This is a genomic window from Streptomyces exfoliatus (assembly GCF_000725545.1).
Lineage (GTDB): Bacteria > Actinomycetota > Actinomycetes > Streptomycetales > Streptomycetaceae > Streptomyces > Streptomyces exfoliatus.
In genome coordinates, this window is record NZ_JNZP01000001.1 from 518620 (window position 1) to 541451 (window position 22832).

General features: G+C 72.8%; 21 protein-coding genes. 11 read left to right on the forward strand and 10 right to left on the reverse strand.

Annotation, left to right across the window (positions count from 1 at the left end; genetic code table 11):
- Window positions 1-57: 57 nt before the first annotated feature.
- Window positions 58-1269 carry a pyridoxal phosphate-dependent aminotransferase gene (locus IO20_RS0102370; RefSeq protein WP_030547148.1) on the reverse strand — a complete coding sequence of 404 codons (1212 nt, stop codon included), beginning with the start codon at window positions 1267-1269 and terminating at the stop codon, window positions 58-60.
- A gap of 91 nt (window positions 1270-1360) precedes the next feature.
- Here IO20_RS0102370 and IO20_RS0102375 point away from each other — a divergent pair, with 91 nt between their 5' ends.
- Window positions 1361-2029: a winged helix-turn-helix transcriptional regulator gene (locus tag IO20_RS0102375; RefSeq protein WP_030547145.1), complete on the forward strand. Its 669-nt coding sequence runs from the start codon at window positions 1361-1363 to the stop codon at window positions 2027-2029.
- Here the strand turns inward: IO20_RS0102375 and IO20_RS0102380 are convergent.
- Together IO20_RS0102380 and IO20_RS0102385 are read right to left on the reverse strand one after the other, a co-directional pair.
- Entirely contained in the window at window positions 2022-2384 is a 363-nt protein-coding gene (locus IO20_RS0102380; protein WP_037634382.1) for a MerR family transcriptional regulator, read from the reverse strand. The two genes, IO20_RS0102375 and IO20_RS0102380, sit on opposite strands and share 8 nt — an antisense overlap.
- 26 nt (window positions 2385-2410) lie before the next feature.
- Window positions 2411-3163: an SDR family NAD(P)-dependent oxidoreductase gene (locus tag IO20_RS0102385; protein ID WP_030547141.1), complete on the reverse strand. Its 753-nt coding sequence runs from the start codon at window positions 3161-3163 to the stop codon at window positions 2411-2413.
- Between the two features lie 78 nt (window positions 3164-3241).
- Between IO20_RS0102385 and IO20_RS0102390 the strand changes: the two genes are divergently transcribed.
- Complete coding sequence (locus tag IO20_RS0102390) at window positions 3242-3877, forward strand: nucleoside/nucleotide kinase family protein (RefSeq protein ID WP_030547139.1); 636 nt, start codon at window positions 3242-3244, stop codon at window positions 3875-3877.
- 50 nt (window positions 3878-3927) lie between these two features.
- Here IO20_RS0102390 and IO20_RS0102395 read toward each other — a convergent pair whose 3' ends face one another.
- Window positions 3928-4854 carry a carbohydrate kinase family protein gene (locus tag IO20_RS0102395; protein ID WP_030547137.1) on the reverse strand — a complete coding sequence of 309 codons (927 nt, stop codon included), beginning with the start codon at window positions 4852-4854 and terminating at the stop codon, window positions 3928-3930.
- Complete coding sequence (locus tag IO20_RS0102400) at window positions 4851-5798, reverse strand: pseudouridine-5'-phosphate glycosidase (protein WP_051874307.1); 948 nt, start codon at window positions 5796-5798, stop codon at window positions 4851-4853. The genes IO20_RS0102395 and IO20_RS0102400 overlap by 4 nt, the downstream gene beginning before the upstream one ends.
- A 273-nt stretch (window positions 5799-6071) precedes the next feature.
- Between IO20_RS0102400 and IO20_RS0102405 the strand changes: the two genes are divergently transcribed.
- The 4 genes from IO20_RS0102405 (at window position 6072) to IO20_RS0102420 (ending at window position 10424) form a co-directional block, all read left to right on the forward strand.
- Entirely contained in the window at window positions 6072-6428 is a 357-nt protein-coding gene (locus tag IO20_RS0102405; RefSeq protein ID WP_030547132.1) for a cupin domain-containing protein, read from the forward strand.
- Between the two features lie 322 nt (window positions 6429-6750).
- Window positions 6751-8094 (forward strand): discoidin domain-containing protein, encoded by a 1344-nt coding sequence (locus IO20_RS0102410; RefSeq protein WP_030547130.1) that lies wholly within the window; start codon window positions 6751-6753, stop codon window positions 8092-8094.
- Window positions 8094-9419: an MFS transporter gene (locus IO20_RS0102415; RefSeq protein ID WP_030547127.1), complete on the forward strand. Its 1326-nt coding sequence runs from the start codon at window positions 8094-8096 to the stop codon at window positions 9417-9419. Before IO20_RS0102410 ends, IO20_RS0102415 begins: the two co-directional genes overlap by 1 nt.
- A gap of 3 nt (window positions 9420-9422) precedes the next feature.
- Complete coding sequence (locus IO20_RS0102420; RefSeq protein WP_031126692.1) at window positions 9423-10424, forward strand: TolB family protein; 1002 nt, start codon at window positions 9423-9425, stop codon at window positions 10422-10424.
- Window positions 10425-10481: 57 nt separating this feature from the next.
- Here IO20_RS0102420 and IO20_RS0102425 read toward each other — a convergent pair whose 3' ends face one another.
- The gene (locus tag IO20_RS0102425) at window positions 10482-11723 is read right to left on the reverse strand and encodes an MFS transporter (RefSeq protein WP_037634385.1); all 1242 of its coding nucleotides are present in this window, start codon (window positions 11721-11723) and stop codon (window positions 10482-10484) included.
- A gap of 185 nt (window positions 11724-11908) precedes the next feature.
- A complete protein-coding gene (locus IO20_RS0102430) occupies window positions 11909-12475 on the reverse strand; it encodes a methylated-DNA--[protein]-cysteine S-methyltransferase (protein ID WP_030547119.1) in 567 nt (188 codons plus the stop codon).
- Window positions 12476-12714: 239 nt separating this feature from the next.
- On the opposite strand from IO20_RS0102430, the gene IO20_RS0102435 reads away from it, so the two are divergent.
- From IO20_RS0102435 to IO20_RS0102455, 5 genes are all read left to right on the forward strand, one after another.
- Window positions 12715-13614, forward strand: coding sequence for an MHYT domain-containing protein (locus IO20_RS0102435; protein ID WP_030547117.1), 900 nt, complete (start codon window positions 12715-12717; stop codon window positions 13612-13614).
- Window positions 13615-13654: 40 nt separating this feature from the next.
- Entirely contained in the window at window positions 13655-15790 is a 2136-nt protein-coding gene (gene uvrB, locus IO20_RS0102440) for an excinuclease ABC subunit UvrB (protein WP_030206039.1), read from the forward strand.
- A 137-nt stretch (window positions 15791-15927) separates the two neighbouring features.
- Window positions 15928-16506: a TerD family protein gene (locus tag IO20_RS0102445; RefSeq protein WP_030206036.1), complete on the forward strand. Its 579-nt coding sequence runs from the start codon at window positions 15928-15930 to the stop codon at window positions 16504-16506.
- A 122-nt stretch (window positions 16507-16628) separates the two neighbouring features.
- Complete coding sequence (locus tag IO20_RS0102450) at window positions 16629-18620, forward strand: TerD family protein (protein ID WP_030547115.1); 1992 nt, start codon at window positions 16629-16631, stop codon at window positions 18618-18620.
- A 245-nt stretch (window positions 18621-18865) separates the two neighbouring features.
- Window positions 18866-19873 carry a TerC family protein gene (locus tag IO20_RS0102455; RefSeq protein ID WP_030547113.1) on the forward strand — a complete coding sequence of 336 codons (1008 nt, stop codon included), beginning with the start codon at window positions 18866-18868 and terminating at the stop codon, window positions 19871-19873.
- Between the two features lie 74 nt (window positions 19874-19947).
- On the opposite strand, the gene IO20_RS0102460 is transcribed toward IO20_RS0102455, so the two are convergent.
- The 3 genes from IO20_RS0102460 to IO20_RS0102470 form a co-directional block, all read right to left on the reverse strand.
- Window positions 19948-21234: an MFS transporter gene (locus IO20_RS0102460; RefSeq protein ID WP_030547111.1), complete on the reverse strand. Its 1287-nt coding sequence runs from the start codon at window positions 21232-21234 to the stop codon at window positions 19948-19950.
- Between the two features lie 152 nt (window positions 21235-21386).
- Window positions 21387-22043 (reverse strand): MBL fold metallo-hydrolase, encoded by a 657-nt coding sequence (locus IO20_RS0102465; protein ID WP_030206024.1) that lies wholly within the window; start codon window positions 22041-22043, stop codon window positions 21387-21389.
- Window positions 22044-22077: 34 nt separating this feature from the next.
- A complete protein-coding gene (locus tag IO20_RS0102470) occupies window positions 22078-22773 on the reverse strand; it encodes a maleylpyruvate isomerase family mycothiol-dependent enzyme (protein WP_030547110.1) in 696 nt (231 codons plus the stop codon).
- Window positions 22774-22832: the final 59 nt, after the last annotated feature.

Below are 22832 nucleotides of genomic sequence, written 5' to 3' on the forward strand. Positions count from 1 at the left end.
CCCTCCGTCTCCCTCAGCTGTCGGACCTGTAGATCATGACAGCCGAGGGGCGGGACGTCACTGCCGGTAGCCGCTCAGGAAGCGGCCGATGCGGCTGATCGCGGCGTCGAGGTCGTCGACGTACGGCAGGGTCAGGATGCGGAAGTGGTCCGGGCGCGGCCAGTTGAAGCCCGTCCCCTGGACGACCTGGATCTTCTCGCGCAGGAGCAGGTCGAGGACGAACTTCTCGTCGTCGTGGATCTTGTGCACGGCGGGGTCGAGACGCGGGAAGGCGTAGAGGGCCCCCTTCGGCTTCACGCAGGAGACGCCCGGGATCTCGTTGAGCTTCTCCCAGGCCCGGTCGCGCTGTTCGCGCAGCCGGCCGCCCGGGGCGGTCAGTTCGTCGATCGACTGCCGGCCGCCGAGCGCGGCCTGGATGGCGTACTGGGCGGGCGCGTTGGGGCAGAGCCGCATGGAGGCCAGCATGGTGAGGCCCTCCAGATAGTTCCTGGCGTGCTGCTTGGGGCCGGTGACGACCAGCCAGCCGGAGCGGAAGCCCGCGACCCGGTACGTCTTGGAGAGCCCGCCGAAGGTGAGGACGACCAGGTCGGGGGCGAGGGAGGCGGCCGGGTGGTGGACGGCGTCGTCGTAGACGATCTGGTCGTAGATCTCGTCGGCGAAGACCAGCAGGCCGTGGCGCCGGGCGAGTTCGAAGATGCCGTCCAGGACCTCCTTCGGGTAGACGGCGCCCGTGGGGTTGTTCGGGTTGATGACGACGATGGCCTTGGTGCGGTCGGTGATCTTCGACGCCATGTCGTCGAGGTCGGGATACCAGTCGGCGGACTCGTCGCACAGGTAGTGCACCGGCCTGCCGCCCGCGAGCGTGATCACCGCCGTCCACAGGGGGTAGTCCGGGGCGGGTACGAGGACCTCGTCGCCGTCCTCCAGGAGGGCCTGGACGGCCATGGAGATCAGCTCGGACACGCCGTTGCCGAGGAAGACGTCGTCGACGTCCACGTCCGGCAGGCCCATGGCCTGGTAGCGCTGGGCCACCGCGCGCCGGGCGGAGAGGATGCCGCGGGAGTCGGTGTACCCGTGGGCCTTGGGGAGCATCCGGATCATGTCCTGGACGATCTCCTCGGGCGCCTCGAAGCCGAAGAGCGCCGGGTTCCCGGTGTTGAGGCGCAGGACGCTGTGGCCCGCCTCCTCCAGCGCGTTGGCGTGTTCGATGACCGGGCCCCGGATCTCGTAACAGACCTCGCTCAGCTTGCTCGACTGCCGGAACTCCATGTCCGACCTCCCCAAGTCCCCGGAATCAGTGTTGCTTGGTTTTACCAAGTTCGAGCTTGGAAAGTCCAACAACTTGTCTAGACTGCGTCGCATGCCACGTCAGCCACGCCGCCGCAGTTACGACCAGCACTGCGCCGCCGCGCGCGCCCTCGACCTGGTCGGCGACCGCTGGACCCTGCTCGTCGTCCGTGAACTCCTCGCCGGGCCGCGCCGCTACACCGACCTCCACGCCGACCTCCCGGGCGTCAGCACCGACATGCTCGCCGGGCGGCTCAAGGACATGGAGGCAGCCGAACTCGTCACCCGCCGCCGACTGCCCGCACCCGCCTCGTCGTTCGTGTACGAGCTCACCCCGCGCGGCCGCGAGCTGCTGCCCGTGCTCCGCGCCCTCGCCGCCTGGGGAGTGCCGGACCTGGGCGAGCCGCGGCCCACCGACGCGGTCCGTGCCCACTGGTACGCGATCCCCCTGCTCGGGGCGCTCGCCGAGCTCGGCGCGGGCGTCGTCCAGGTGACCCTGGACGAGGGCGAGTTCCACGTACGCGTCGGTGACGACGGGAGCGTCGCGTACGGGGACGGGGTGTACGGGGCGGGTACGGCGGCGGTGGCCGACGCGCGGCTGAGCACCGACGCGGCGACCTGCCGGGCCCTCGCCGGCGGGGAACTGACGCTCGCCGAGGCGATCGGATCGGGCCGCGCCACCCTCGAACGGACCGGGCCGGCCGCGGGGAGCCCCCTGACACCGGTCGCCGGGGTCAGCTGATCAGCTGGTCCGACTCCGCGGCCAGGGAGCGCGCCAGGCGGTCCCGGGCCTCGGTCTGCGCCGCGATCCGTGCGTCGAGGACGGCCAGCCGCTCGCGGGCGATCTCCAGACCACGGGCGGACGGCGGGGTCGACGGCATGTCCCCGTCGAGACAGGAACGGAACGCGGACACGTCGTCGAGGGTGAGCCCCGCGTCCAGCAGGTACCGGATGTTCGACACCCGGACCACCGCGCCCTCCCCGTACACCCGGTAGCCGTTGGCCGCGCGGGTCGAGGAGATCAGCCCCGCCGTCTCGTAGTGGCGCAGGGCGCGGGGCGACACCCCTGTCCGCCGGGCCAGTTCACCGATGCGCAAGGGCGCCACCTCCTCACGCAGTCGTATCACGCGACCAGCGCACCCCCGTCGACGGGCAGGACCGTGCCGGTCAGGAAGGCGGCGTCCGGCGCGGCGAGCGCGGTGATCGCCCAGGCGACCTCCTCGGGCCTGCCGATCCGGCCGAGCGGGGTGTGCGCGAGCTGCCACGCGCGCACGGCCCGCAGCTGCTCGGGGGAGAGGCCCATGTGGTCCCCGATCGGTGTCTCGATCGCGCCGGGGGCGACCGCCACCACCCGGACGCCGTCGGGCGCGAGCTCCACCGCCCAGCAGCGGGTCAGGGTCTCCAGGGCGCTCTTGGTGGCCGGATAGAAGGAGTTGGACGGCCAGCCGCGCTGTCCGATCGTCGTCGTCACGTTCACCACGACGCCCCGGGACGCGCGGAGGGCGGGGACGGCGGCCTGGGTGAGCAGGACCGGGGCGACGAGGTTGGTCTCGAGGAGCGGGGTGATCACGGAGCGGTCGAGGGTGCCGAGCGGGCCGCCCGTGGCGACGCCGGCGTTGTTGACGAGCACGTCGAGCCGGCCGTGGTCGCTCAGCGCGGTACGGACGATCTCCTCGGCCGCGCCCTCCGCCGTGACGTCGGCGACGTACGGACGGATCCCGGGATGCCCCTCGGCGGTCTCCCTCAGCGGCTCCTTCCTGCGGCCGACGGCGACGACCGTCGCCCCCTGCCCGGCGAAGGCGCGGGCGGTGGCCCGGCCGATGCCGGTGCCCGCGCCGGTGACGACGACGACCCTGGTGGGTGTGGTGGTGTCCATGAATCCGATGGTGAAACAGTGACGCCAGTGACAAGGTCAAGCCGTGACCTGTGACCGGTGACGAGCGGGATGAGCGGGATGCGATACGAGGCGATCACCTGGGAACGGCTGGCGGCGACCCTCGCCGGGCACGTCGACGCGGCCACCCCCGGCGACGGCGGCGACTGGCTCAAGGTCGGCATCGACGGGCCGCCCGCCGCACCCGGCGGCGAACTCGCCGCCCTGCTCGCCGAGCGGCTGCGGACGCGCGGGCGCTCCGTCCACGTCGTGGGGACCGGCGGCTTCCTGCGGCCCGCCTCCCTCCGGTACGAGTACGGGAAGCGGGACCCCGACGCGTACTACGACGGGTGGACCGACATCAAGGCCCTGTGGCGGGAGGTCTTCGCTCCGCTGGAGCCCGGGGGCACCGGGCGCGTGCTGCCCGACCTGTGGGACCCGGCGCGGGACCGCGCGACCCGCAGCCCGTACGTCACCCTGCCGCCGGGCGGGGTCCTCGTGCTGCACGGGCCCTTCCTGCTGGGCCACTGGTTCCCCTTCGACCTCACCGTGCATCTGCGGCTCTCGCCCGCCGCCCTGGCCCGGCGTACCGAGGAGACCTGGACCCTGCCCGCCTTCGCCCGGTACGAGACGGAGGTCGACCCCACCGCGACCGCCGACGCCGTGGTCCGCGCCGACGACCCCCGCCACCCGGCCTGGACGGGGCTCGGCTCGTAGGCCCGGATGCCGGTAGGACCGGGCCCCGGTAGGCCCGGACGGAGGTTGTGTCAGGCGCCGGCCGGGAGGGGACGCTGGAGGTCGGGTGGGCGACCGCCCACCACGGTGACCGCTTCCGCGCCCGCGCGGCAGCCCGCCTCCGCCGCCCGCGCCGGATCCGCCCCCGCGAGCCGCGCCGCGAGGAACGCCCCGGTGAACGCGTCGCCCGCGCCGGTCGAGTCCACCGGCCGCACCCCCGGCGCCGCCACCCGCGCGGTGACCGCGCCGCCCTCGGCGACCAGCGCGCCCGCCGCCCCGAGGGTGACCACCACCAGCGGGAACCGGCGGCTCAGCTCGGCGGCCGCCGCCTCCGGTTCGCCGCGGCCGGTGAGCGTACGGGCCTCGTCGGCGTTGGGCAGCAGGACCTCGGCGCCCTCCGCCGCCGTCAGGAACCGGTCGACCCCCAGCTCCGTCAGGAACCCCGCCGAGGCCGGGTCCACACTCACCGGAACCCCCGCCTCCCGCGCGTCCCGCAGCGCACGCCGAGCCGCCTCGCGGCTCGGCGTGGCGAAGAACAGATAGCCCGACAGATGCAGCCGGGCCACGCCGTCGAGCAGGGCGGCGGACCAGTCGCCGGGGGAGAGGCGCAGGGCGGCGCCGCTGTCGGTGAGGAAGGTGCGCTCCGCCGAGGAGTCCACGAGCGCGATCACCGTGGCCGTCGACGCCTCCGGGTCCGGTACGAGCAAGGGGCGTACGCCCGCGTGCCGCAGGGCCCGCACGTGCCAGTCCGCCGCGTCCGTGCCCACCCGGCCGAGCAGCCGCACCTCGCAGCGACCGGAACGCGCGGCCCAGCAGGCCGCGTTGGCCCCGGCGCCGCCCGGGAGCGTGCGGATCTCCGCCGCCGTGTCCGTGGCCGGGGCGAGCGGGGTCCGGTGCCGCGCGATGACGTCGGTGACCACGTCCCCGACGACCAGAAGCGCACCCGCCGTCCGGCTCACCGGCCGTCCGCGCCGGGCGCCGCCGTCACGCCGTCCGCCCCCGCGCCGTACGCTCCCGCGATGCTCGCCGCGAGCCGCACATTGCCCCGTACCGCCGCAAGATTGGCCTCCAGGGACGCCCCCTCGGTGTGCACCGTCAGGTATTCGAGCAGGAACGGTGTCACCCCCTGCCCCGAGATCCCCTTCTCCTTCGCCGCCGCCAGGCCTCCCGCGAGCACCCGGTCGTGCAACGCGGGATCCAACTGCTCCGTCACCGGTACCGGGTTGCCGACGACGAGCGCCGCCCGGGGCCCGCCGAGCCGGTCCTGCGCCCGTATCACCGCGGCCACCTCCTCCGGTGTGCGGAGGGTCCAGTCCACGGTCTCGCCCGAGGAGGAGAGGTAGAAGCCGGGGAAGTGCTCCGTGCCGTACCCGACGACCGTCACCCCCAGGGTCTCCAGGCGCTGGAGCGTCGCGGGCACGTCGAGGATCGACTTGACCCCGGCACAGACGACGGTGATCCCGACCCGGGCGAGCAGCCGCAGGTCGGCGGACTCGTCCTGGGTCTCGGTCCACCCGCGGTGGACGCCGCCGAGCCCGCCGGTCGCGAACACCCGTATGCCCGCCGCGTCCGCGAGCCAGGCCGTCGCCGACACCGTCGTCGCTCCCGTCGTGCCCGTCGCCAGCGCCGGGGCGAGGTCGCGGTGCCCGAGCTTGCGCACGGCCGGGTCCTCGGCGATCCGGGTCAGGGCCTCCCGGTCCAGGCCGACCCTGGCCGTCCCTTCGACCACGGCGACGGTGGCGGGGACGGCGCCCCCGGCCCGTACCAGCTCCTCCAGTTCCAGGGCCACGGCCAGGTTGCGCGGGCGCGGCAGGCCGTGGGCGATGATCGTCGACTCCAGCGCGACGACGGGACGCCCCTCGTGGAGCGCCTCCCGTACCTCTTCGGACACCTGTGTCGACATGTCCCATTCCTGGCGCGACCACCGGCTCGGCAAACCTCGTCGGCGAGCACCGGCCACCCGGAGAGCCGCGCCTTCGGAATCCGTCACGGGGTGCCCGGGGCGGTCGCCCGGACGGACGCGCCGCCCGCCGGAGGCCGGGAGGAAGGGCCGGTACGGATTTCGTCGTCCTCGCGGGATACCGGCATCGTCCCTGGTGGGAGGGGAAGCGGAGGGCTGTCGTCCAGCCGGTCCCGGCCTCGGGGCACCCCTGGACCACCGCTACAGTCACCGCCCATGACGACACATGACCAGCCCTCCTTCGCCGTGCACATCCCGGACGCGGACCTCGAGACGGAGCCGCTCGATCCCGGCCAGATCGTCTCCGGCACGCCGGAGGTCACGGGCAAGGTGCTGTGGGAGTCGGCCGACGGCAAGCAGCTGCGCGGCATCTGGCAGATCACGCCCGGCGTCGTGACCGACACCGAGGCCAACGAGCTCTTCGTGGTGGTCTCGGGCCGGGCGACCGTCGCCGTCGAGGGCGGCGACACCCTGGAGATCGGGCCGGGCGACGCCTGTGTGCTGCGCGAGGGCGACCGGACGACCTGGACCGTGCACGAGACCCTGCGCAAGGCGTACCACATCAGCCTCTGAAGCCCCTTGGGTCGGGGGTGCCGCGCGCTTCCAGTGGGCTGGAATCCGGGGCACCGAAGGTCTGGTAGGAAACCTTCCTGTCGGCTAGCATCCCCGGGCAGCGGCTTGGCGCGGCGACCCTTCCCAGGGCGTGACGCGCTCAGTGAGAGCTCTGACCCGGCCGCCGAGCACCACCCACCGCGTGGCGCCCCGAATCGCCACGGCCGGCCGCCCGTGCCCCATGTCCCGGGGCACGGGCGAACCGGTCCGCGCCCCGCGGCGGCCCGTGGTGCGCCGCACCGGTGTCCAGCTCTCGCCGTCCCCCAGGCCAGGGAGCCCAGGTATGCGCCTGAACGCCTCCGCCCCACCCCGCCCCACCGTTTCCCACCGACTTCCCCTCGTCCTCACCGCCGTGCTCATGCTCGTCGGCGGACTCCTCCTCGCCCTGCCGGACCGGGCGGGAGCCGCCGTCGACGTCCTGATCTCCCAGGGCCGGCCGGCCACGTCCTCCTCCGTCGAGGACAGCACGTTCGGCCCGGAGAAGGCCTTCGACGGCGTCTCCACCACCCGCTGGGCCAGCGCCGAGGGCATCGACCCGCAGTGGATCCGGGTCGACCTCGGCCCCTCCGCCACCATCTCCCGCGTCAAGCTCGTCTGGGAGGTCGCCCACGCCAAGGCGTACCGCGTCGAGATCTCCACCGACGGCACGACCTGGACGAGCCTCGCCACCGAGAGCGCGGGCAACGGCGGCACGGACGACTGGACCGGACTCACCGGGACCGGCCGCTACCTGCGCGTGTACGGGACCGCGCGCGGCACCCCGTACGGCTACTCGCTCTACACGGTCGAGGTCTACGGCACCGCCGGCACCACGCCCCCGCCCACCGGCGCGTTCACCGTCGTCGCGGCCGGTGACATCGCCGCCCAGTGCACGGCCTCCAGCAGCTCCTGCGCCCACCCCAAGACCGCCGCCCTCGCCCAGCGGATCGCGCCGTCCTTCTACCTGACGATGGGCGACAACCAGTACGACGACGCCCGGCTCTCCGACTTCCGCAACTACTACGACAAGACGTGGGGCGCCTTCAAGGCGCAGACCCGGCCCGTGCCCGGCAACCACGAGTCCTACGACCCGGCCGGCGCGTTCGCCGGCTACAAGTCGTACTTCGGCGCCATCGCCTACCCCCAGGGCAAGCCCTACTACAGCTACGACCAGGGCAACTGGCACTTCATCGCCCTCGACTCCAACTCCTTCGACGACGCCGCGCAGATCCAGTGGCTCAAGGACGACCTCGCGCGGAACACCAAGGGCTGCGTCGCCGCCTACTTCCACCACCCGCTGTACTCCTCCGGCGGCCACGGCAACGACCCCGTCTCCAAGCCCGTGTGGCAGATCCTCTACGGCGCGAAGGCCGACCTGGTGCTCAACGGCCACGACCACCACTACGAGCGGTTCGCCCGGCAGAACCCGAGCGGACAGGCCGCCGCCGACGGCATCGTCGAGATCGTCGGAGGCATGGGCGGCGCCGAGCCGTACGCGATCGAGACGGTCCAGCCCAACAGCCAGAAGCGGATCAGCGGTCCGTACGGCGTCCTGAAGCTGGACTTCACCGACACGACGTACACCTGGCAGTACGTCGGCGTCGACAACCAGGTCAAGGACACCGGCCCGACCTACACCTGCCACTGATGTACCTCGCGACCACCGGTCGCCGCGACGCGCCGCCCACCCCCTCGGGGGTCCGGCGGCGCGTCCCCGGCACCGTCCTCGCCCTGGGCGCGGTCAGCCTGGTCACCGACGTCTCCTCGGAGATGGTGACCGCGGTCCTGCCGCTCTACCTGGTCCTCGGACTCGGCCTGTCCCCGCTCCAGTTCGGGCTGCTCGACGGTCTCTCCACCGGCGCCACCGCGCTCGTACGGCTCCTCGGCGGCACCGCCGCCGACCGGGGCGGCCGCCACAAACAGATCGGCGGCCTCGGCTACGCCCTCTCCGCCTGTTCACGGCTCGGCCTCCTCCTGGCGGGCGGCGCGACGGGCTGGATCGCCACCGCCATCGCCGCCGACCGGCTCGGCAAGGGCGTCCGCACGGCCCCGCGCGACGCCCTGATCACGCTGCACAGCCCACCCGAGGACCTGGGGCGCGCCTTCGGCACCCACCGCGCCATGGACACCGTCGGCGCCCTCCTCGGGCCCCTGGCCGCCTTCGCCCTGCTGTGGGCGACGGCCGACGCGTACGACGCCGTCTTCGCCGTCAGCTTCTGCGTGGGGGCGTTCGGCGTCCTGCTGTGGGTGCTGCTCGTCCCCGGCCGGACGCGGGAGGGGCCGGGAGGGGTTCCGACGAAGCCGGCCGCCGAATCGGCGGCGCCACGCGCGCGTGGTGGGCTTCTCGCCGGACTGCGCTCGCCCGCGTACCGGCGGATCGTGCTCTGCGCCGGACTCCTCGGCGCCGCCACCGTCGGCGACTCCTTCCTCTACCTGCTGCTCCAGCGGCGGCTCGCGTTCGACCCCGTCTGGTTCCCGTTCCTGCCACTCGCCGCCGCCGGCGTCTTCCTGCTGCTCGCGGTCCCCGCCGGACGCCTCGCCGACCGGATCGGGCGGCGCGCACCGTTCCTGTACGGGCACGTGGCCCTGCTCCTCGCCTACGGACTGCTCCTGGCACCGCTGCCCGACACGGCGGTCCTCCTGGGCGTCCTCGTCCTGCTCGGCGTCTTCTACGCCGCCACCGACGGCGTCCTGATGGCCCTGACCGGCCCCTTCCTCGCCGAGGGGCGGCAGGCGGGCGGCCTCGCGCTCGTCCAGACCGCCCAGGCGCTCGCCCGGGTGGGGGCCGCCGTCGCGTTCGGCGCCGTCTGGACCGCGGGCGGACCCGGGACCGCGCTCGTGGCGGCGCTGCTCGCCCTCACGGCCGCCCTCTGCTGCGCCGCGCGCATGCTGCCCGACACCCCCGTGGACCGCGGGGCCCCGAGGCCCTCCGTGGCCGCCGCCGTCCCCGAGCCCTCCGAGAGGACCGACTGACCCATGCCCGTTCCGACCGGTGCCCGCCCGTCCACCCGCACGCGCGTGTGGATCCTCGTACTCGCCCTCCTGCTGCTCGGCGGCGGAGCCACGGCCTACACCCTGCGGGCGGCCTCAGGACGGGGGGCCGCGACCACCGGCGCCGCCGACCCCGGCTTCACCCTCGCCGCCGGCCCCGGCGCGCTCTACGCCCGGGACACCGCGACCGGCCGCGTCGCGCGCGTGGACCCGTCCGCGCACGGCGGCCGGGTGGTGGGCGGCCCCTCCTGCGACCGCTTCCACGCGGCCGGCGGGACCGCCCTCTGCCTCCAGCGCAGGCCGGGCGTACCGGCCCGCTCGTACGCCCTCGTCCTCGACCGGAGGCTGCGCGAGGTGCGGCGCATCGGCCTGCCTGGCATCCCCAGCCGCGCCCGGGTCTCGGCCTCGGGGAACATGCTCTCCTGGACGATGTTCGCGACCGGCGACTCCTACGCGCGCTCGTCCTTCTCCACCCGCACCTCGATCCTCGATCTGCGCACCGGCTACCTGGTGAAGAACATGGAGCAGATCCCGCTCACCCTCGGCGGCCGTCGCCACCACGCCCCCGACGTCAACTACTGGGGTGTCAGCTTCGCCGCGGACGACAACCGCTTCTACGCCACCGTCTCGACGGCCGGCCGCACCCACCTCGTCGAGGGCGACATACGGAACTGGTCGGCCAGGACCCTGCGGGAGAACGTCGAATGCCCGTCGCTCTCCCCGGACGGCACCCGGATCGCCTTCAAGAAGAAGGTGTCCGAGGGTCCGCGCGAGCCGTGGAGGCTGTACGTGTACGAGCTGGGGACCGGGCGCGAACACGCGGTCGCCGAGCGGCGCGGCATCGACGACCAAGCGCTGTGGACGGACCGGTCGACCCTCGCGTACGGATACGGGGGAGCGGTCTGGTCCGTGCCCGCGGACGGCACGGGTGCCCCGCGCCGGCTGGCGGGAGGGGCGTCCTCCCCGGCGGTGCCGCAGCCGGGCTGATCTCCCGGCGTCAGGTCTTCGGGTGCCAGGTCTTCGGCGGTCAGGCCTTTCGGGCGGTCAGGCCTTGCGGAGCGAGCCGCGGAGCGCGAGCGCGGCCATCGGCAGCAGCAGGCACGCGGCGATCGCGTTCAGCGGGCCGTAGCCCGCCTTCGCGACGATCAGGCCCGCCGCGAGGCCGCCGACACCGGCCGCGGTGTTCATGATGAAGTCGGAGAGTCCCTGCACCGCCGCCCGCGCCGCCTGCGGCACCGAGTCCGTGAGCAGCGCCGAGCCGGACACCAGGCCCGCCGACCATCCCAGGCCGAGGACGAAGAGCCCCAGGGCGATCCGGCCGTGGCTGGGTCCCGCCGTGCCCGCGACGAGCGCCGCCGCACCGATGAGTCCGACCGCGAGCCCGATCACCGAGAGCCGCCCCAGCCGGTCCGACAGCCACCCCATCAGGGGCGAGAAGGCGTACATGCCCGCGATGTGCCCGCTGATCACGAGTCCGATCAGCTGGATGTCCGCGCCGTGGTGGGTGAGGGCCACCGGGGTCATCGACATGATCGACACCATCGCGGTGTGCGAGCCGGCGACGGTGACCAGGGCGAGACGGGCCCGCGGGGACTCCCGTACCACCCGCATCCCGGCCCGGAGCGAACGTTCCTCCGCCGTCTCGTCCGCCCCGGTGTCGGCCAGCGCGCGGGCGGTGAGGAGCGGGTCGGGGCGCAGCAGCAGGGCCACCACGAGCGCCGCGATCACGAACACCCCGGCCGCCCAGACGAAGGGGCCCGCGGTGGCGGGTATCCCCAGTCCCGCGACGCTCTCGCCGGCCGGCGCGGCGATGTTCGGGCCGAGCACCGCCCCGATCGTGGTCGCCCACACCACCGTGGAGATGGCGCGCGCCCTGCGGTCGGGCGCGGCCAGGTCGGCGGCGGCGAAGCGGGCCGCGAGGTTCGCCGAGGATCCGGCACCGAAGCCGACGAGCCCGACGAGCAGCAGCGGGAAGCTCCCGACGACCGCGCCGAGCACCGCCACTCCGGCCCCGAGCGCCCCGATCAGGTACGCGAGGACGAGTCCTGCCCTGCGTCCCCGCGAGGCCATCAGGGCGGCCAGCGGCATGGCGAGCAGGGCGGGGCCCGCCACCGTCGCCGTCGACGCCAGGCCGGACAGTGCCTCCGAGCCGCTGACGTCCTTGGCCAGGACGGCGGACAGCGCGACGCCGGTGGCGATGCCGAGGCCCCCGAGGATCTGGGTGGCGATGAGCACGGCCTGGATCCGCCGGCGGAGCGCGGGCAGCTCGGTGTCGGTGACGGCCATGGGCGCGGGTATGTGCCCGGGCGGGGCAGAGTCAGGGGCATCGGGGGTGCTGGTCACTTACCTGAGTGTGCCAGTCGCCCCACCCGAGGGGAACGCCCGCCGCCCCGTCGGAGCGAGCGGTTCCGACCGCGACGAGAGGCCGACCGTCCCGCGCCACGACCGCGAGACCGATCGCCACCCTCCGCTCAGAACAGCGGTGCGGGCAGCACGCCCTCCAGGGCCAGCAACCGGCGCTTGGTCTCCAGGCCGCCCCCGAAGCCGCCGAGCCCGCCGTCACTCTCCACCACGCGATGGCAGGGCACCACCACCGGCAGTGGATTGGAGCCCATGGCCGCCCCGACCGCCTGAGCCGCCCCCGGCTGGCCCACACGCCGCGCCAGCTCCCCGTACCCCACGACCGTGCCGTACGGGACGCCGTCGGCCAGCTCGCGAAGGACCTGTCGGTTGAACCCCGCCGTCAGGCTCCAGTCCAGCGGCACGTCGATGTCGCCCGGCTCGCCCGCGAAGTACCGGTCGAGGCCGCGTATCGCGCCGGCGAGCAGCCCCGAGGCGCGCTCGACCGGCTCCGTGCCGAGCTGCCCCGCCAGCCGGTCGAGCATCCGCTCCCGCCGCGCCGCGTCGGCGTGGAACTCCACCCGCACGAGCCCCCGCTCGGTCGCGGCGAGGAAGAGCGGCCCGAGGGCGCTCTCCATGACCGTCCACTCCGCCGGGACGGCCCGCCCGCCGCCCGACGGCTCCGCTTCGATGTCCATGCCGACCACGGTACGACCCGCCACTGACAACGGGATCTGCGCACCGAGCGCTCCCCGGACTTTGAGCGAACCAAGCCCGCCAAGATCACGGACCGGTCTCGCTCCGGTCTCGCGAACGCCAATTCCCCGGTCACATGGTCGCGGGACCCCGGGCGCGCCATAATCTCGCCCGGTAGTACTACCCAGCGGTACCGACTGTTTTCGGACGACGTGGCACCAGGGGTGGAGGACACACGCTCATGCAGGGCACGGTCGACGGATTCAGCTACGGGCTCGTCACCCCGGTGGCGGCCTTTCTCATGGCGTGCCTGGGCGGCGCCCTCGGCCTCCGGTGCACCACGAGATCGCTCCGCCATCACGACAGCTTCAAGGCGGGCTGGCTGGCCCTCGGCGCCACCTCCATCGGCACCGGCATCTGGACGATGCACTTCATCGCCATGATGGGCTTCTCCGTCCAGCACGCGCCCATCAACTACGACCGGCCCATCACCTTCGCCAGTCTGGGCGTCGCCGTCCTCATGGTCGGCATCGGCATCTTCATCGTGGGGTACCGCGGGGCCACCGCCCTCACCCTCGTCACCGGCGGCACCATCACGGGCCTCGGGGTGGCCACCATGCACTACCTCGGGATGGCCGGTATGCGCCTCCAGGGGCGTATCGAGTACGACACGCTCACCGTCGCGCTCTCCGTGGTCATCGCCGTCGTGGCGGCCACCACGGCCCTCTGGGCGGCCGTCTCCGTACATGGATTTCTGGCCAGTCTCGGTGCCAGCCTGGTGATGGGCGTCGCCGTCAGTGGTATGCACTACACGGCCATGTCGGCGGTCAGCGTCCATCTGCACGGCACCGAGCCCGCCGACGGCACCGGCGACACCGCCACCTCGCTCCTGCTGCCGATGCTGATCGGCCCGGCGGTCTTCCTCATCCTCGCCGCCGTCGTCGTCATGTTCGACCCGCTGCTCGTGATGGGCGACCCGGACTGGCAGGCGGCCGCGGCCCGTGCCCCGCACCGCCCCGGCGTGCCCGCCCCGCGCCACGTCCCGTCCTACGGCGAACCCGCCAACTGGAGCTCCAGGCCCGCCGGCCGTGCCGCCCGCAAGACCGCCGCCAGGGGTGGTCACCGCTCCCAGGACTGGTGATCACCGCCCGAGTGTCGGTGCCGGGTCGTACGGTGGTTGCATGCGGCCCGTTTCCAAGATCGAACGTTCGGTGGCGCCCTTCGAGGTCGTCAGCTCCTACCAGCCCAGCGGCGACCAGCCCACGGCCATCGCCGACCTCGAGCGGCGCATCCGCGCGGGCGAGAAGGACGTCGTGCTCCTCGGTGCCACCGGCACCGGAAAGTCGGCCACCACCGCCTGGATGATCGAGAAGCTCCAGCGCCCCACCCTGGTGATGGCGCCGAACAAGACGCTGGCCGCCCAGCTGGCGAACGAGTTCCGCGAGCTCCTGCCGAACAACGCGGTGGAGTACTTCGTCTCGTACTACGACTACTACCAGCCCGAGGCGTACGTGCCGCAGTCGGACACGTACATCGAGAAGGACTCCTCGATCAACGAGGAGGTGGAGCGGCTGCGCCACTCCGCGACGAACTCCCTGCTCACCCGCAGGGACGTCATCGTGGTCGCCTCCGTCTCCTGCATCTACGGCCTCGGCACGCCCCAGGAGTACGTGGACCGGATGGTCCCCCTGAAGGTCGGCGAGGAGGTCGACCGGGACCAGCTCCTGCGCCGCTTCGTCGACATCCAGTACACGCGCAACGACCTGGCGTTCACCCGCGGCACCTTCCGGGTCCGCGGGGACACCATCGAGATCTTCCCGGTCTACGAGGAGCTCGCCGTCCGCATCGAGATGTTCGGCGACGAGATCGAGGCCCTCTCCACCCTGCACCCGCTCACCGGCGAGGTCATCAGCGAGGACCGCGAGCTGTACGTGTTCCCCGCCAGCCACTACGTCGCGGGCCCCGAGCGCATGGAGCGCGCGGTCAACGACATCGAGCGCGAGCTGGAGGGCCGTCTCGCCGAGCTCGACAAGCAGGGCAAGCACCTGGAGTCCCAGCGCCTGCGCATGCGGACCACGTACGACCTGGAGATGATGCGCCAGATCGGCTCGTGCTCCGGCATCGAGAACTACTCGATGCACTTCGACGGACGCGAGCCCGGTTCCGCGCCCAACACCCTCCTCGACTACTTCCCCGAGGACTTCCTCCTCGTCATCGACGAGTCGCACGTCACCGTGCCGCAGATCGGCGCCATGTACGAGGGCGACGCCTCCCGCAAGCGGACCCTCGTCGACCACGGCTTCCGGCTCCCCTCCGCCCTCGACAACCGCCCGCTGAAGTGGGAGGAGTTCCAGGAGCGGATCGGCCAGACCGTCTACCTCTCCGCGACCCCGGGGACGTACGAGCTGTCCCGGGGCGACGGCTTCGTCGAGCAGATCATCCGCCCCACCGGCCTCGTCGACCCCGAGGTCGTCGTCAAGCCCACCGAGGGCCAGATCGACGACCTGGTCCACGAGATCCGGCTGCGCACCGAGCGGGACGAGCGGGTCCTCGTCACCACTCTCACCAAGAAGATGGCCGAGGACCTCACCGACTACTTCCTGGAGCTCGGCATCCAGGTGCGTTACCTGCACAGCGACGTCGACACCCTGCGCCGCATCGAGCTGCTCCGTGAACTGCGCGCCGGAGAGTACGACGTCCTCGTGGGCATCAACCTCCTCCGGGAGGGCCTCGACCTCCCCGAGGTGTCCCTCGTGGCCATCCTCGACGCCGACAAGCAGGGCTTCCTGCGCTCCGGCACCTCCCTGATCCAGACGATCGGCCGCGCCGCCCGAAACGTCTCGGGCCAGGTCCACATGTACGCCGACCGGATCACCCCGGCGATGGAGCAGGCCATCGACGAGACCAACCGGCGCCGCGAGAAGCAGATCGCGTACAACACGGAGCGCGGCATCGACCCGCAGCCGCTGCGCAAGAAGATCAACGACATCGTCGCGACCATCGCGCGCGAGGAGATCGACACCGAGGAACTCCTCGGCTCCGGCTACCGCCAGGGCAAGGAGGGCAAGGGTGCCAAGGCCCCCGTCCCCGCGCTCGCCGCGCACGGCGTCAAGGCCAGGGGCAAGGGCAAGGCCGGTTCCACCATGGAGCTCGGCGACCGGCCCGCCACGGAACTCGCCGCGATCATCGAGGAGATGACCGACCGGATGCGCGCCGCCGCGGCCGAGCTGCAGTTCGAGGTGGCGGCCCGGCTCCGCGACGAAGTGGGAGAGCTGAAGAAGGAGTTGCGCCAGATGAAGGAGGCGGGACTCGCCTGACCGGACGCGGTCCGGTGTGTTGCAAGACCGACACAAATCCGGACCGCGTCTCCGCGCTGTCAGTCCCCCTGCGTAGGGTGCTGGACAACCGCACGCACGGACAGCGGGGCGGGGAACGCAACGAGAGGGGCAAGCGCGTGACGGTCAACATGACCAAGGGTCAGGCCATCAGCCTGGAGAAGCAGGGCGGGGGCAGTCTCACCCAGGTAAGGATGGGGCTCGGCTGGCAGGCGGCACCGCGCCGCGGTCTCTTCGGCAAGCGCACGCAGGAGATCGACCTGGACGCCTCGGCCGTCCTCTTCGCGGACAAGCAGCCGGTCGACGTGGTCTTCTTCCGCCACCTGGTCAGCGACGACGGCTCGGTCAAGCACACCGGTGACAACCTCGTCGGCGGCGCGGGCCAGGGCGGGGACGACGAGGCGATCCTCGTCGACCTCCAGCGGGTCCCGGTCCACATCGACACGATCGTCTTCACGGTGAACTCCTTCACCGGTCAGACGTTCCAGGAGGTGCAGAACGCCTTCTGCCGGATCGTCGACGAGACGAACGGCCAGGAGCTCGCGCGCTACACCCTGGACGGCGGCGGCAACTACACCGCCCAGATCATGGCGAAGGTGCACCGGGTCGGCTCCGGCTGGCAGATGACCGCCCTGGGCAACCCGGCCAACGGCCGCACCTTCCAGGACCTGATGCCGGCGATCCTGCCGCACCTCTAGTCGCGCCCGCGCGGCACACACCCACAGCTCCCGGAGGCGTCAGGCCACCGGGAGCTGTCCCGCATGAGTCACACATGTCGATCCGGTCGATCCGACCGGGAAACGCTGAGGGGACAGAGTCGATGACGGCCGAGCTGGTCCGGGGGCAGAACCACCCCCTGCCCGACACCCGCCTCGAGATCCGGGTGTCGGCCGGTCATCCCGTCCTCGCCGGCGCCACCCTCGGCGACGAGCAGGGCCGGGTCCCCGGCGCGGAATGGATCGCGCACCCCGGCGCGCCCTCCCTGCACGGCGTCGCCGTCCCGGAAGAGGCCGCGGCGGACCACCGCCTCACCGTCGACCTGGAGGCGGTCCCCGGGGCCGTCCACCGCGTGTCGGTCCTCCTGGCGCTGCCGGGGGCGCGCGGAGCCGCCGGAGCCGCCCGTTTCGGAGCCGTCGCCGCCCCCCACGTCGTCGTGGCCGGCCGCGACGGCACCGAGATCGCCAGCTACACGATCACCGGACTCGACAGCGAGTCCGCCGTCATCGCCCTGGAGCTGTACCGGCGCCAGGGCGCCTGGAAGGTCCGTGCCATGGGCCAGGGATACGACGGCGGGCTCGCCGCGCTGCTCGGCGACCAGGGCCTGGAACGCCCCGCCGACGTAGCCGCGTCCATCTTGGAGACGGTCGCACCCGGCCCCGCCCAGGTCGCCGCGCCGACGCAGCGCGTCCCCGAGGCGGAGCGGGTACGCCACACCGCGCCGGTGACCTCGGCGGACCCGGCCACCGGTACGCCCGCACCCGTCACGCCCAGCCCCGTCACATCCACACCTGTCACCCCCACCCCTGTCGCGGGCACAGGTGCCCCCGTCACGGGCGCGCCGACCCCGGCCACCGGTACGCCCGCCCCGGCCACGTCCGGTGCGGCGCCGAGCGGCGGTCCCATCGACTACTCCCACCCCCGCCGCCGGGCCGCCACCCCCGCGCCCGCGCCCGAACCCCGGCAGGCGCCGCCCGCGCCGGTCGCGGGGGACGCCTCGGGCTGGTCCATGGACGAGCGCCTGTACAACCAGGTCTGGGGCATGTTCGAGGACCTCGCCAGGACCGCCGCCGCCTACCGGAGCGCCTGCGACTTCGCGGAGTCCCGGCTCGACCGGGAACTCGACGAGACGCTCTCGGACTACCGGTCCCGGGTCGGCGGCGCGAACGACTCCGCGCGGGCCGCCGCCCGCGCCCGGCACGACGAGCTGGTGGAGCGGGCCCAGGCCGTCCTCGACCGGGACCTCGCCCAGCTCGCGGCCGAGTCCGCCGTCGTCGAACCGGCCCTGCCCGCCGCCTTCGCCCGCTGGGACAACCCGGTCTGGCACGCCTACCGCGTCCCCGCGGAGGAACCGATGGCCGTCCGGCTCGGCGACCTGCACCTCCCCGAGCGGTCGGAGCTGCGGATCCCGATGCTCGTCCGCCTGCCGCTGGAGCGGGGGCTGTGGGTGGACAGCGGGCGCGGGCGCTCCGAGGCGGCCGGGCTCCTCGACGAGGTCGAACTGCGGCGGCTCGCCCTGGACAGCGCGGTCGCGCACACGGCACGGCTGCTCGCGGCCCATCCGGCGGGCCAGTTCGCCGTCCATGTGGTCGACGCGGCCGGCGCGGGCGCCGCCGCGCTCGCGCCGCTGGTGGAGTCGGGTGTCCTCGCGGCCCCGCCGGCCAGGGGCGCGGCCGGGGTGTCGGCCGTCCTCGAACAGCTCACGGAGCGCGTCGACCTGCTGCAGATGGCGCTGCGGGGCGGGGCGGCCGACGCCCTGCCGCCCGGTCTGGACGCGGCACGGCAGCTGCTGCTCGTGCACGACTTCCCGCACGGCTTCGACGACCGGGCGGTCACCCGGCTGCGGTACCTCGCCGACGAGGGGCCGTCGGTCGGGGTGCACCTGCTGATGGTCGCGGACCGGCAGGACGCGTCGGCGTACGGGCCGCTGCTCGACCCGCTGTGGCGTTCGCTGCTCCGGCTCACGCCCGTACCCGACGACCACCTCGCCGATCCGTGGGTCGGCCACGCCTGGTCGTACGAGCCGCCGGTGCTGCCCCCGGGCAGTACGGTGCTCCGGCAGGTCCTCGCACAGGTGGCGGGCGCTCGCCGGTAAACCGGCGCTGACCTGCGGCCTTGGTGGCTCTTTACCCTTCCCTTTACCTTCTCTTGGTCTTTCGGGTAGTCTTCTTGGTGCGGAGGGGAGTACTCCCCATTGCGCGGCGTACCCGTCAATACGGACGGATCCTCATCGATCCGATCCCGGGGCGTCGGCCCGGCGGCGATCGTCCGTCGCACGGGTGGAAGAGACCTCCGGCAGCGACGACGCTGATCAAGTAGCCGTACGACGCCGGAGGCGCAGTGGACGTTTCGATGACTCTCTGGGTGCTGACCATTCTCGGTCTGGGTGCCCTGATCGGAGCCGACTTCTTCATCGGGCGCAAGCCCCATGACGTGTCGGTCAAGGAAGCCGGAATCTGGACGGTCGTCTGGATCGTGCTCGCCGCCCTCTTCGGCATCGGCCTGCTGGTCTTCGGCAACAGCCAGGCGGCGGGGGAGTTCTTCGCGGGCTACATCACGGAGAAGTCGCTCAGCGTCGACAACCTCTTCGTCTTCGTCCTGATCATGGCGAAGTTCTCGGTGCCGTCCCATCTGCAGCAGCGCGTGCTGCTCGTGGGCGTGCTGATCGCCCTGGTGCTCCGCGCCATCTTCATCGCCGCCGGTGCGGCGGTCATCGCGAACTTCTCCTGGATCTTCTACATCTTCGGCGCGTTCCTGATCTACACCGCCTGGAAGCTCATCCAGGAGGCGCGTTCCGACGACGAGGAGGACGAGTTCGAGGAGAACCGTCTCCTCAAGAGCGTCGAGAAGAAGTTCGGCGTGGCCGACCGGTACCACGGCACCAAGCTGTTCATCCGGAGCAACGGCAAGCGGATCATGACCCCGCTCATGATCGTCATGCTCGCCATCGGCACCACCGACATCCTCTTCGCCCTCGACTCCATCCCGGCGATCTTCGGCCTCACCCAGGACCCGTACATCGTCTTCACCGCCAACGCCTTCGCCCTCATGGGTCTGCGCCAGCTGTACTTCCTCATCGGCGGCCTGCTCAAGAAGCTGGTCCACCTCAGCTACGGCCTGTCGGTGATCCTCGGCTTCATCGGCGTGAAGCTCGTGCTGCACGCCCTGCACGAGTCCGGGGTGCACGTCCCGGAGATCTCCATCCCGTTCTCGCTCGCGGTCATCTGCGGCGTCCTGGTCATCACCACGATCACCAGCCTCATCGCCTCCAAGAAGCAGGCGGAGCGGGAAGCCGCCGAGAGCGTGGCCGACGCCGACGACGCCGAGAAGGACAGCATCGGCGCCTGACGCGGCACACACGGCGACGGCCGGCCGGGGTTCCCCCCGGCCGGCCGTCGCCGTTCTCGCGTCCTGGAACGGGGTCAGGCCGAGGCGGGGGCGGGAGCCGGTTCCACGGAGCGCTGCGGCAGCGTCTCCGGGAGGAGGGCGAAGCAGCCCAGGCTGACCAGGGCGACCAGGGTCAGATAGGCGGCGACGCCCCACGGCGGACCGGAGCCCCCGTCGGAGAGGGCGGTCGCGACCAGCGGGGTCAGTGCGCCGCCGAGGACGCCGGCGAGGTTGTAGCCGACCGCGGCGCCCGTGCAGCGGACACGGGGCTCGTACAGCTCCGGGAGGTACGCGGCGACCACCGCGAACATCGTGATGAAGGCGAGCAGCGCCCCCAGGAAGCCGAGGAACATCAGGAACGGCCGCGCGGTGTGCAGCAGGGCCACCATAGGGAACATCCACAGCGCGGACGCCGCGCACCCCGCGAGGCAGAGCGGCCGACGGCCCCAGCGGTCGGCGAGCAGCGCCACGAAGGGCGTGGCCGCCCCCTTGATCGCCACCGCCGCCATGACGCAGGTCAGCATCACGGTGCTGCTCACCCCGAGGTGCTTCGTGCCGTAGGCCAGGGCCCAGGTGGAGACCGTGTAGAACACGGCGTACCCGACCGCGAGCGCCCCGGCCGTCAGCAGGACGAGCCGCCAGTGGTCGCGGGCGATCTCGGCCAGGGGGGCGCCCGCGCGCTTCCCGGACGCGGACAGCTCCTCGAACTGCGGGGTCTCCGCGAGGGAGGAGCGCAGCAGCAGCCCCACCGCCGCGAGCAGGCCCGCGGCCCAGAACGGCACCCGCCAGCCCCAGGAGCGGAACGCCGCGTCGCTCAGACCGGCCGTGAGCGCCAGCATCACCCCGTTCGCCAGGAGGAAGCCGATCGCCGGGCCGATCTGCGGGAAGCTCGACCACAGCGCGCGCCGGTGGGCGGGGGCGTGCTCGGCGGTGAGCAGGACCGCCCCGCCCCACTCGCCGCCGAGCCCCAGACCCTGGAGGAAGCGGAGGACGAGCAGCAGCACGGGAGCTGCGATGCCGAGCGTCGCGTACGTGGGGACGCAGCCGACCGCGACCGTGGCGCAGCCGGTCAGGAGCAGCGAGGTGAAGAGGACCGGTCGCCGGCCGTACCGGTCGCCGACATGGCCGAAGAGGACCGAGCCGAGCGGGCGGGACACGAAGCCGATGGCGAAGGTGCCGAAGGCGGCGAGGGTCCCGGCGAGCGGGGAGAAGGTCGGGAAGAACAGCGGCCCCAGGACGAGGGCGGCGGCGGTCCCGTAGACGAAGAAGTCGAAGAACTCGATGGCGGTGCCGACGAGCGAGGCGGCGGCGATCCGGGCCATGGAGGGGGCTCTGGGTGGCGACGGAGAGTCACTGAGGCGCATGTCGCGCCAACTACCCCGTCGGCATCCGGGTTACGGGGGCGTGCGGAAGCGCGCGGCTGCTCAGCCGCGCGCCAGGCCTGACCGACAGGACGCCGTCGGCCCGCCGCGGGTCACCAGCCGCGCTCGCGCCACGTCGCGAGGGACGGGCGCTCGTCACCGAGCGTGGTGTCCTTGCCGTGGCCCGGATAGATCCAGGACTCGTCCGGGAGTACCGCGAACAGCTTGGTCTCCACGTCGTGGATCAGGCTCGCGAAGGCCTCGGGGTCCTTCCAGGTGTTGCCCACCCCGCCCGGGAAGAGGCAGTCGCCGGTGAAGACGTGGGGGTGGCCGTGCGGGTCGTCGTAGACGAGGGCGATGGAACCGGGGGTGTGCCCGACCAGGCGGCGCGCGGTCAGCTCGACCCGGCCCACGCGGATCGTGTCGCCGTCCTCGACGGGCACGTCCGTGGCGACCGGGATGCCCTCCGCGTCGTACGCGCCCGCGTACGTGACGGCGCCGGTCGCGGCGACGACCTCGGCGAGCGCCTGCCAGTGGTCGCCGTGGCGGTGGGTGGTGACGACGGCCCTGATGCCGTCGTCACCGATCAGCGTGAGCAGCGTGCCGGCGTCGTTGGCCGCGTCGATCAGCAGCTGCTCGCCGGTGGCCCGGCAGCGCAGCAGATACGCGTTGTTGTCCATCGGGCCGACCGCGACCTTCGAGATCATCAGGTCCGTCAGCTCGTGCACGTCCGCCGGTCCGCCGACCTTCACCACTCCGCTGTACGTCATGGGATCAGCCTAGCTTCGCCCACCGACAGGGGTGCTACAGCGCGGGAAGCTCCGGAAGGGGCCCGCCCTTGGTCTCCAGGGCCGTGCCGTCGCGGCGGCCGGCGAGCCAGCCGAGCAGCTCGGGCGCCCGGCCCATGACGACGACGCCGCCGGTCGTGCCGCCGGTCGTGCCGCCGGTCGTCCAGATCCGGCCGTCGGTGGACCAGAGGGCCGTCTCCGGGACGCTCTCCAGGCCGGTGAAGCGCTCGGCGAGGAACTCGATCTCGCGGGTCACGAACTCCTCGGGCAGGTCTTCGAGCTCGTATCCGACGCCCAGGTCGACGTGGTGCAGGTCCACCTCCACCCAGCGGCGGAAGGGGATCCGGGAGGCGCTGTCCGTGACGCCGTTGCGGAGCTCGACCGTGCGGCTCCAGTCGGCGGGCTCGGCGCCCACGGCCTGGAAGCGGTCGGCGGTCTCGCGCAGGTCGGCGAGGTGGATGTCGATCGGGCGGCCGGAGTCGCGCTCGATGTCCGCGTCGCGGGTGGCGGCGTCCGCGTACATGGGGCGGCCCTGCAGCACGTTCACCAGGGCGTCGGCGTTACGGGCGACGTGGGCGAGCACGTGGCCCCGGCTCCAGCCGGGCAGCCGTGACGGCATGGCCGTCGCCGCGTTGTCCAGGGAGGCGGCCGCGGTCAGCAGCCTTTCGGTCGCTTCGCGGACCTGAATGAGGTCGCTCTCGTGGTCGATCATGGCGCCGACCCTAGTGGCAGCAGGGGTGTCACCACTCGTTCGGGTGAAGCGGTCTCCGG

Excerpts from the sequence above, each read along its gene's own strand:
- IO20_RS0102450 (WP_030547115.1), top strand. The coding sequence starts at position 16,629 with ATGACGGCCGAGCTGGTCCGGGGGCAGAACCACCCCCTGCCCGACACC.
- IO20_RS0102370 (WP_030547148.1), bottom strand. The coding sequence starts at position 1,269 with ATGGAGTTCCGGCAGTCGAGCAAGCTGAGCGAGGTCTGTTACGAGATC.
- uvrB (WP_030206039.1), top strand. The coding sequence starts at position 13,655 with ATGCGGCCCGTTTCCAAGATCGAACGTTCGGTGGCGCCCTTCGAGGTC.
- IO20_RS0102390 (WP_030547139.1), top strand. The coding sequence starts at position 3,242 with ATGCGATACGAGGCGATCACCTGGGAACGGCTGGCGGCGACCCTCGCC.
- IO20_RS0102415 (WP_030547127.1), top strand. The coding sequence starts at position 8,094 with ATGTACCTCGCGACCACCGGTCGCCGCGACGCGCCGCCCACCCCCTCG.
- IO20_RS0102385 (WP_030547141.1), bottom strand. The coding sequence starts at position 3,163 with ATGGACACCACCACACCCACCAGGGTCGTCGTCGTCACCGGCGCGGGC.
- IO20_RS0102460 (WP_030547111.1), bottom strand. The coding sequence starts at position 21,234 with ATGGCCCGGATCGCCGCCGCCTCGCTCGTCGGCACCGCCATCGAGTTC.
- IO20_RS0102465 (WP_030206024.1), bottom strand. The coding sequence starts at position 22,043 with ATGACGTACAGCGGAGTGGTGAAGGTCGGCGGACCGGCGGACGTGCAC.
- IO20_RS0102470 (WP_030547110.1), bottom strand. The coding sequence starts at position 22,773 with ATGATCGACCACGAGAGCGACCTCATTCAGGTCCGCGAAGCGACCGAA.
- IO20_RS0102405 (WP_030547132.1), top strand. The coding sequence starts at position 6,072 with ATGACGACACATGACCAGCCCTCCTTCGCCGTGCACATCCCGGACGCG.
- IO20_RS0102420 (WP_031126692.1), top strand. The coding sequence starts at position 9,423 with ATGCCCGTTCCGACCGGTGCCCGCCCGTCCACCCGCACGCGCGTGTGG.
- IO20_RS0102435 (WP_030547117.1), top strand. The coding sequence starts at position 12,715 with ATGCAGGGCACGGTCGACGGATTCAGCTACGGGCTCGTCACCCCGGTG.
- IO20_RS0102400 (WP_051874307.1), bottom strand. The coding sequence starts at position 5,798 with ATGTCGACACAGGTGTCCGAAGAGGTACGGGAGGCGCTCCACGAGGGG.
- IO20_RS0102375 (WP_030547145.1), top strand. The coding sequence starts at position 1,361 with ATGCCACGTCAGCCACGCCGCCGCAGTTACGACCAGCACTGCGCCGCC.
- IO20_RS0102425 (WP_037634385.1), bottom strand. The coding sequence starts at position 11,723 with ATGGCCGTCACCGACACCGAGCTGCCCGCGCTCCGCCGGCGGATCCAG.
- IO20_RS0102430 (WP_030547119.1), bottom strand. The coding sequence starts at position 12,475 with ATGGACATCGAAGCGGAGCCGTCGGGCGGCGGGCGGGCCGTCCCGGCG.
- IO20_RS0102410 (WP_030547130.1), top strand. The coding sequence starts at position 6,751 with ATGCGCCTGAACGCCTCCGCCCCACCCCGCCCCACCGTTTCCCACCGA.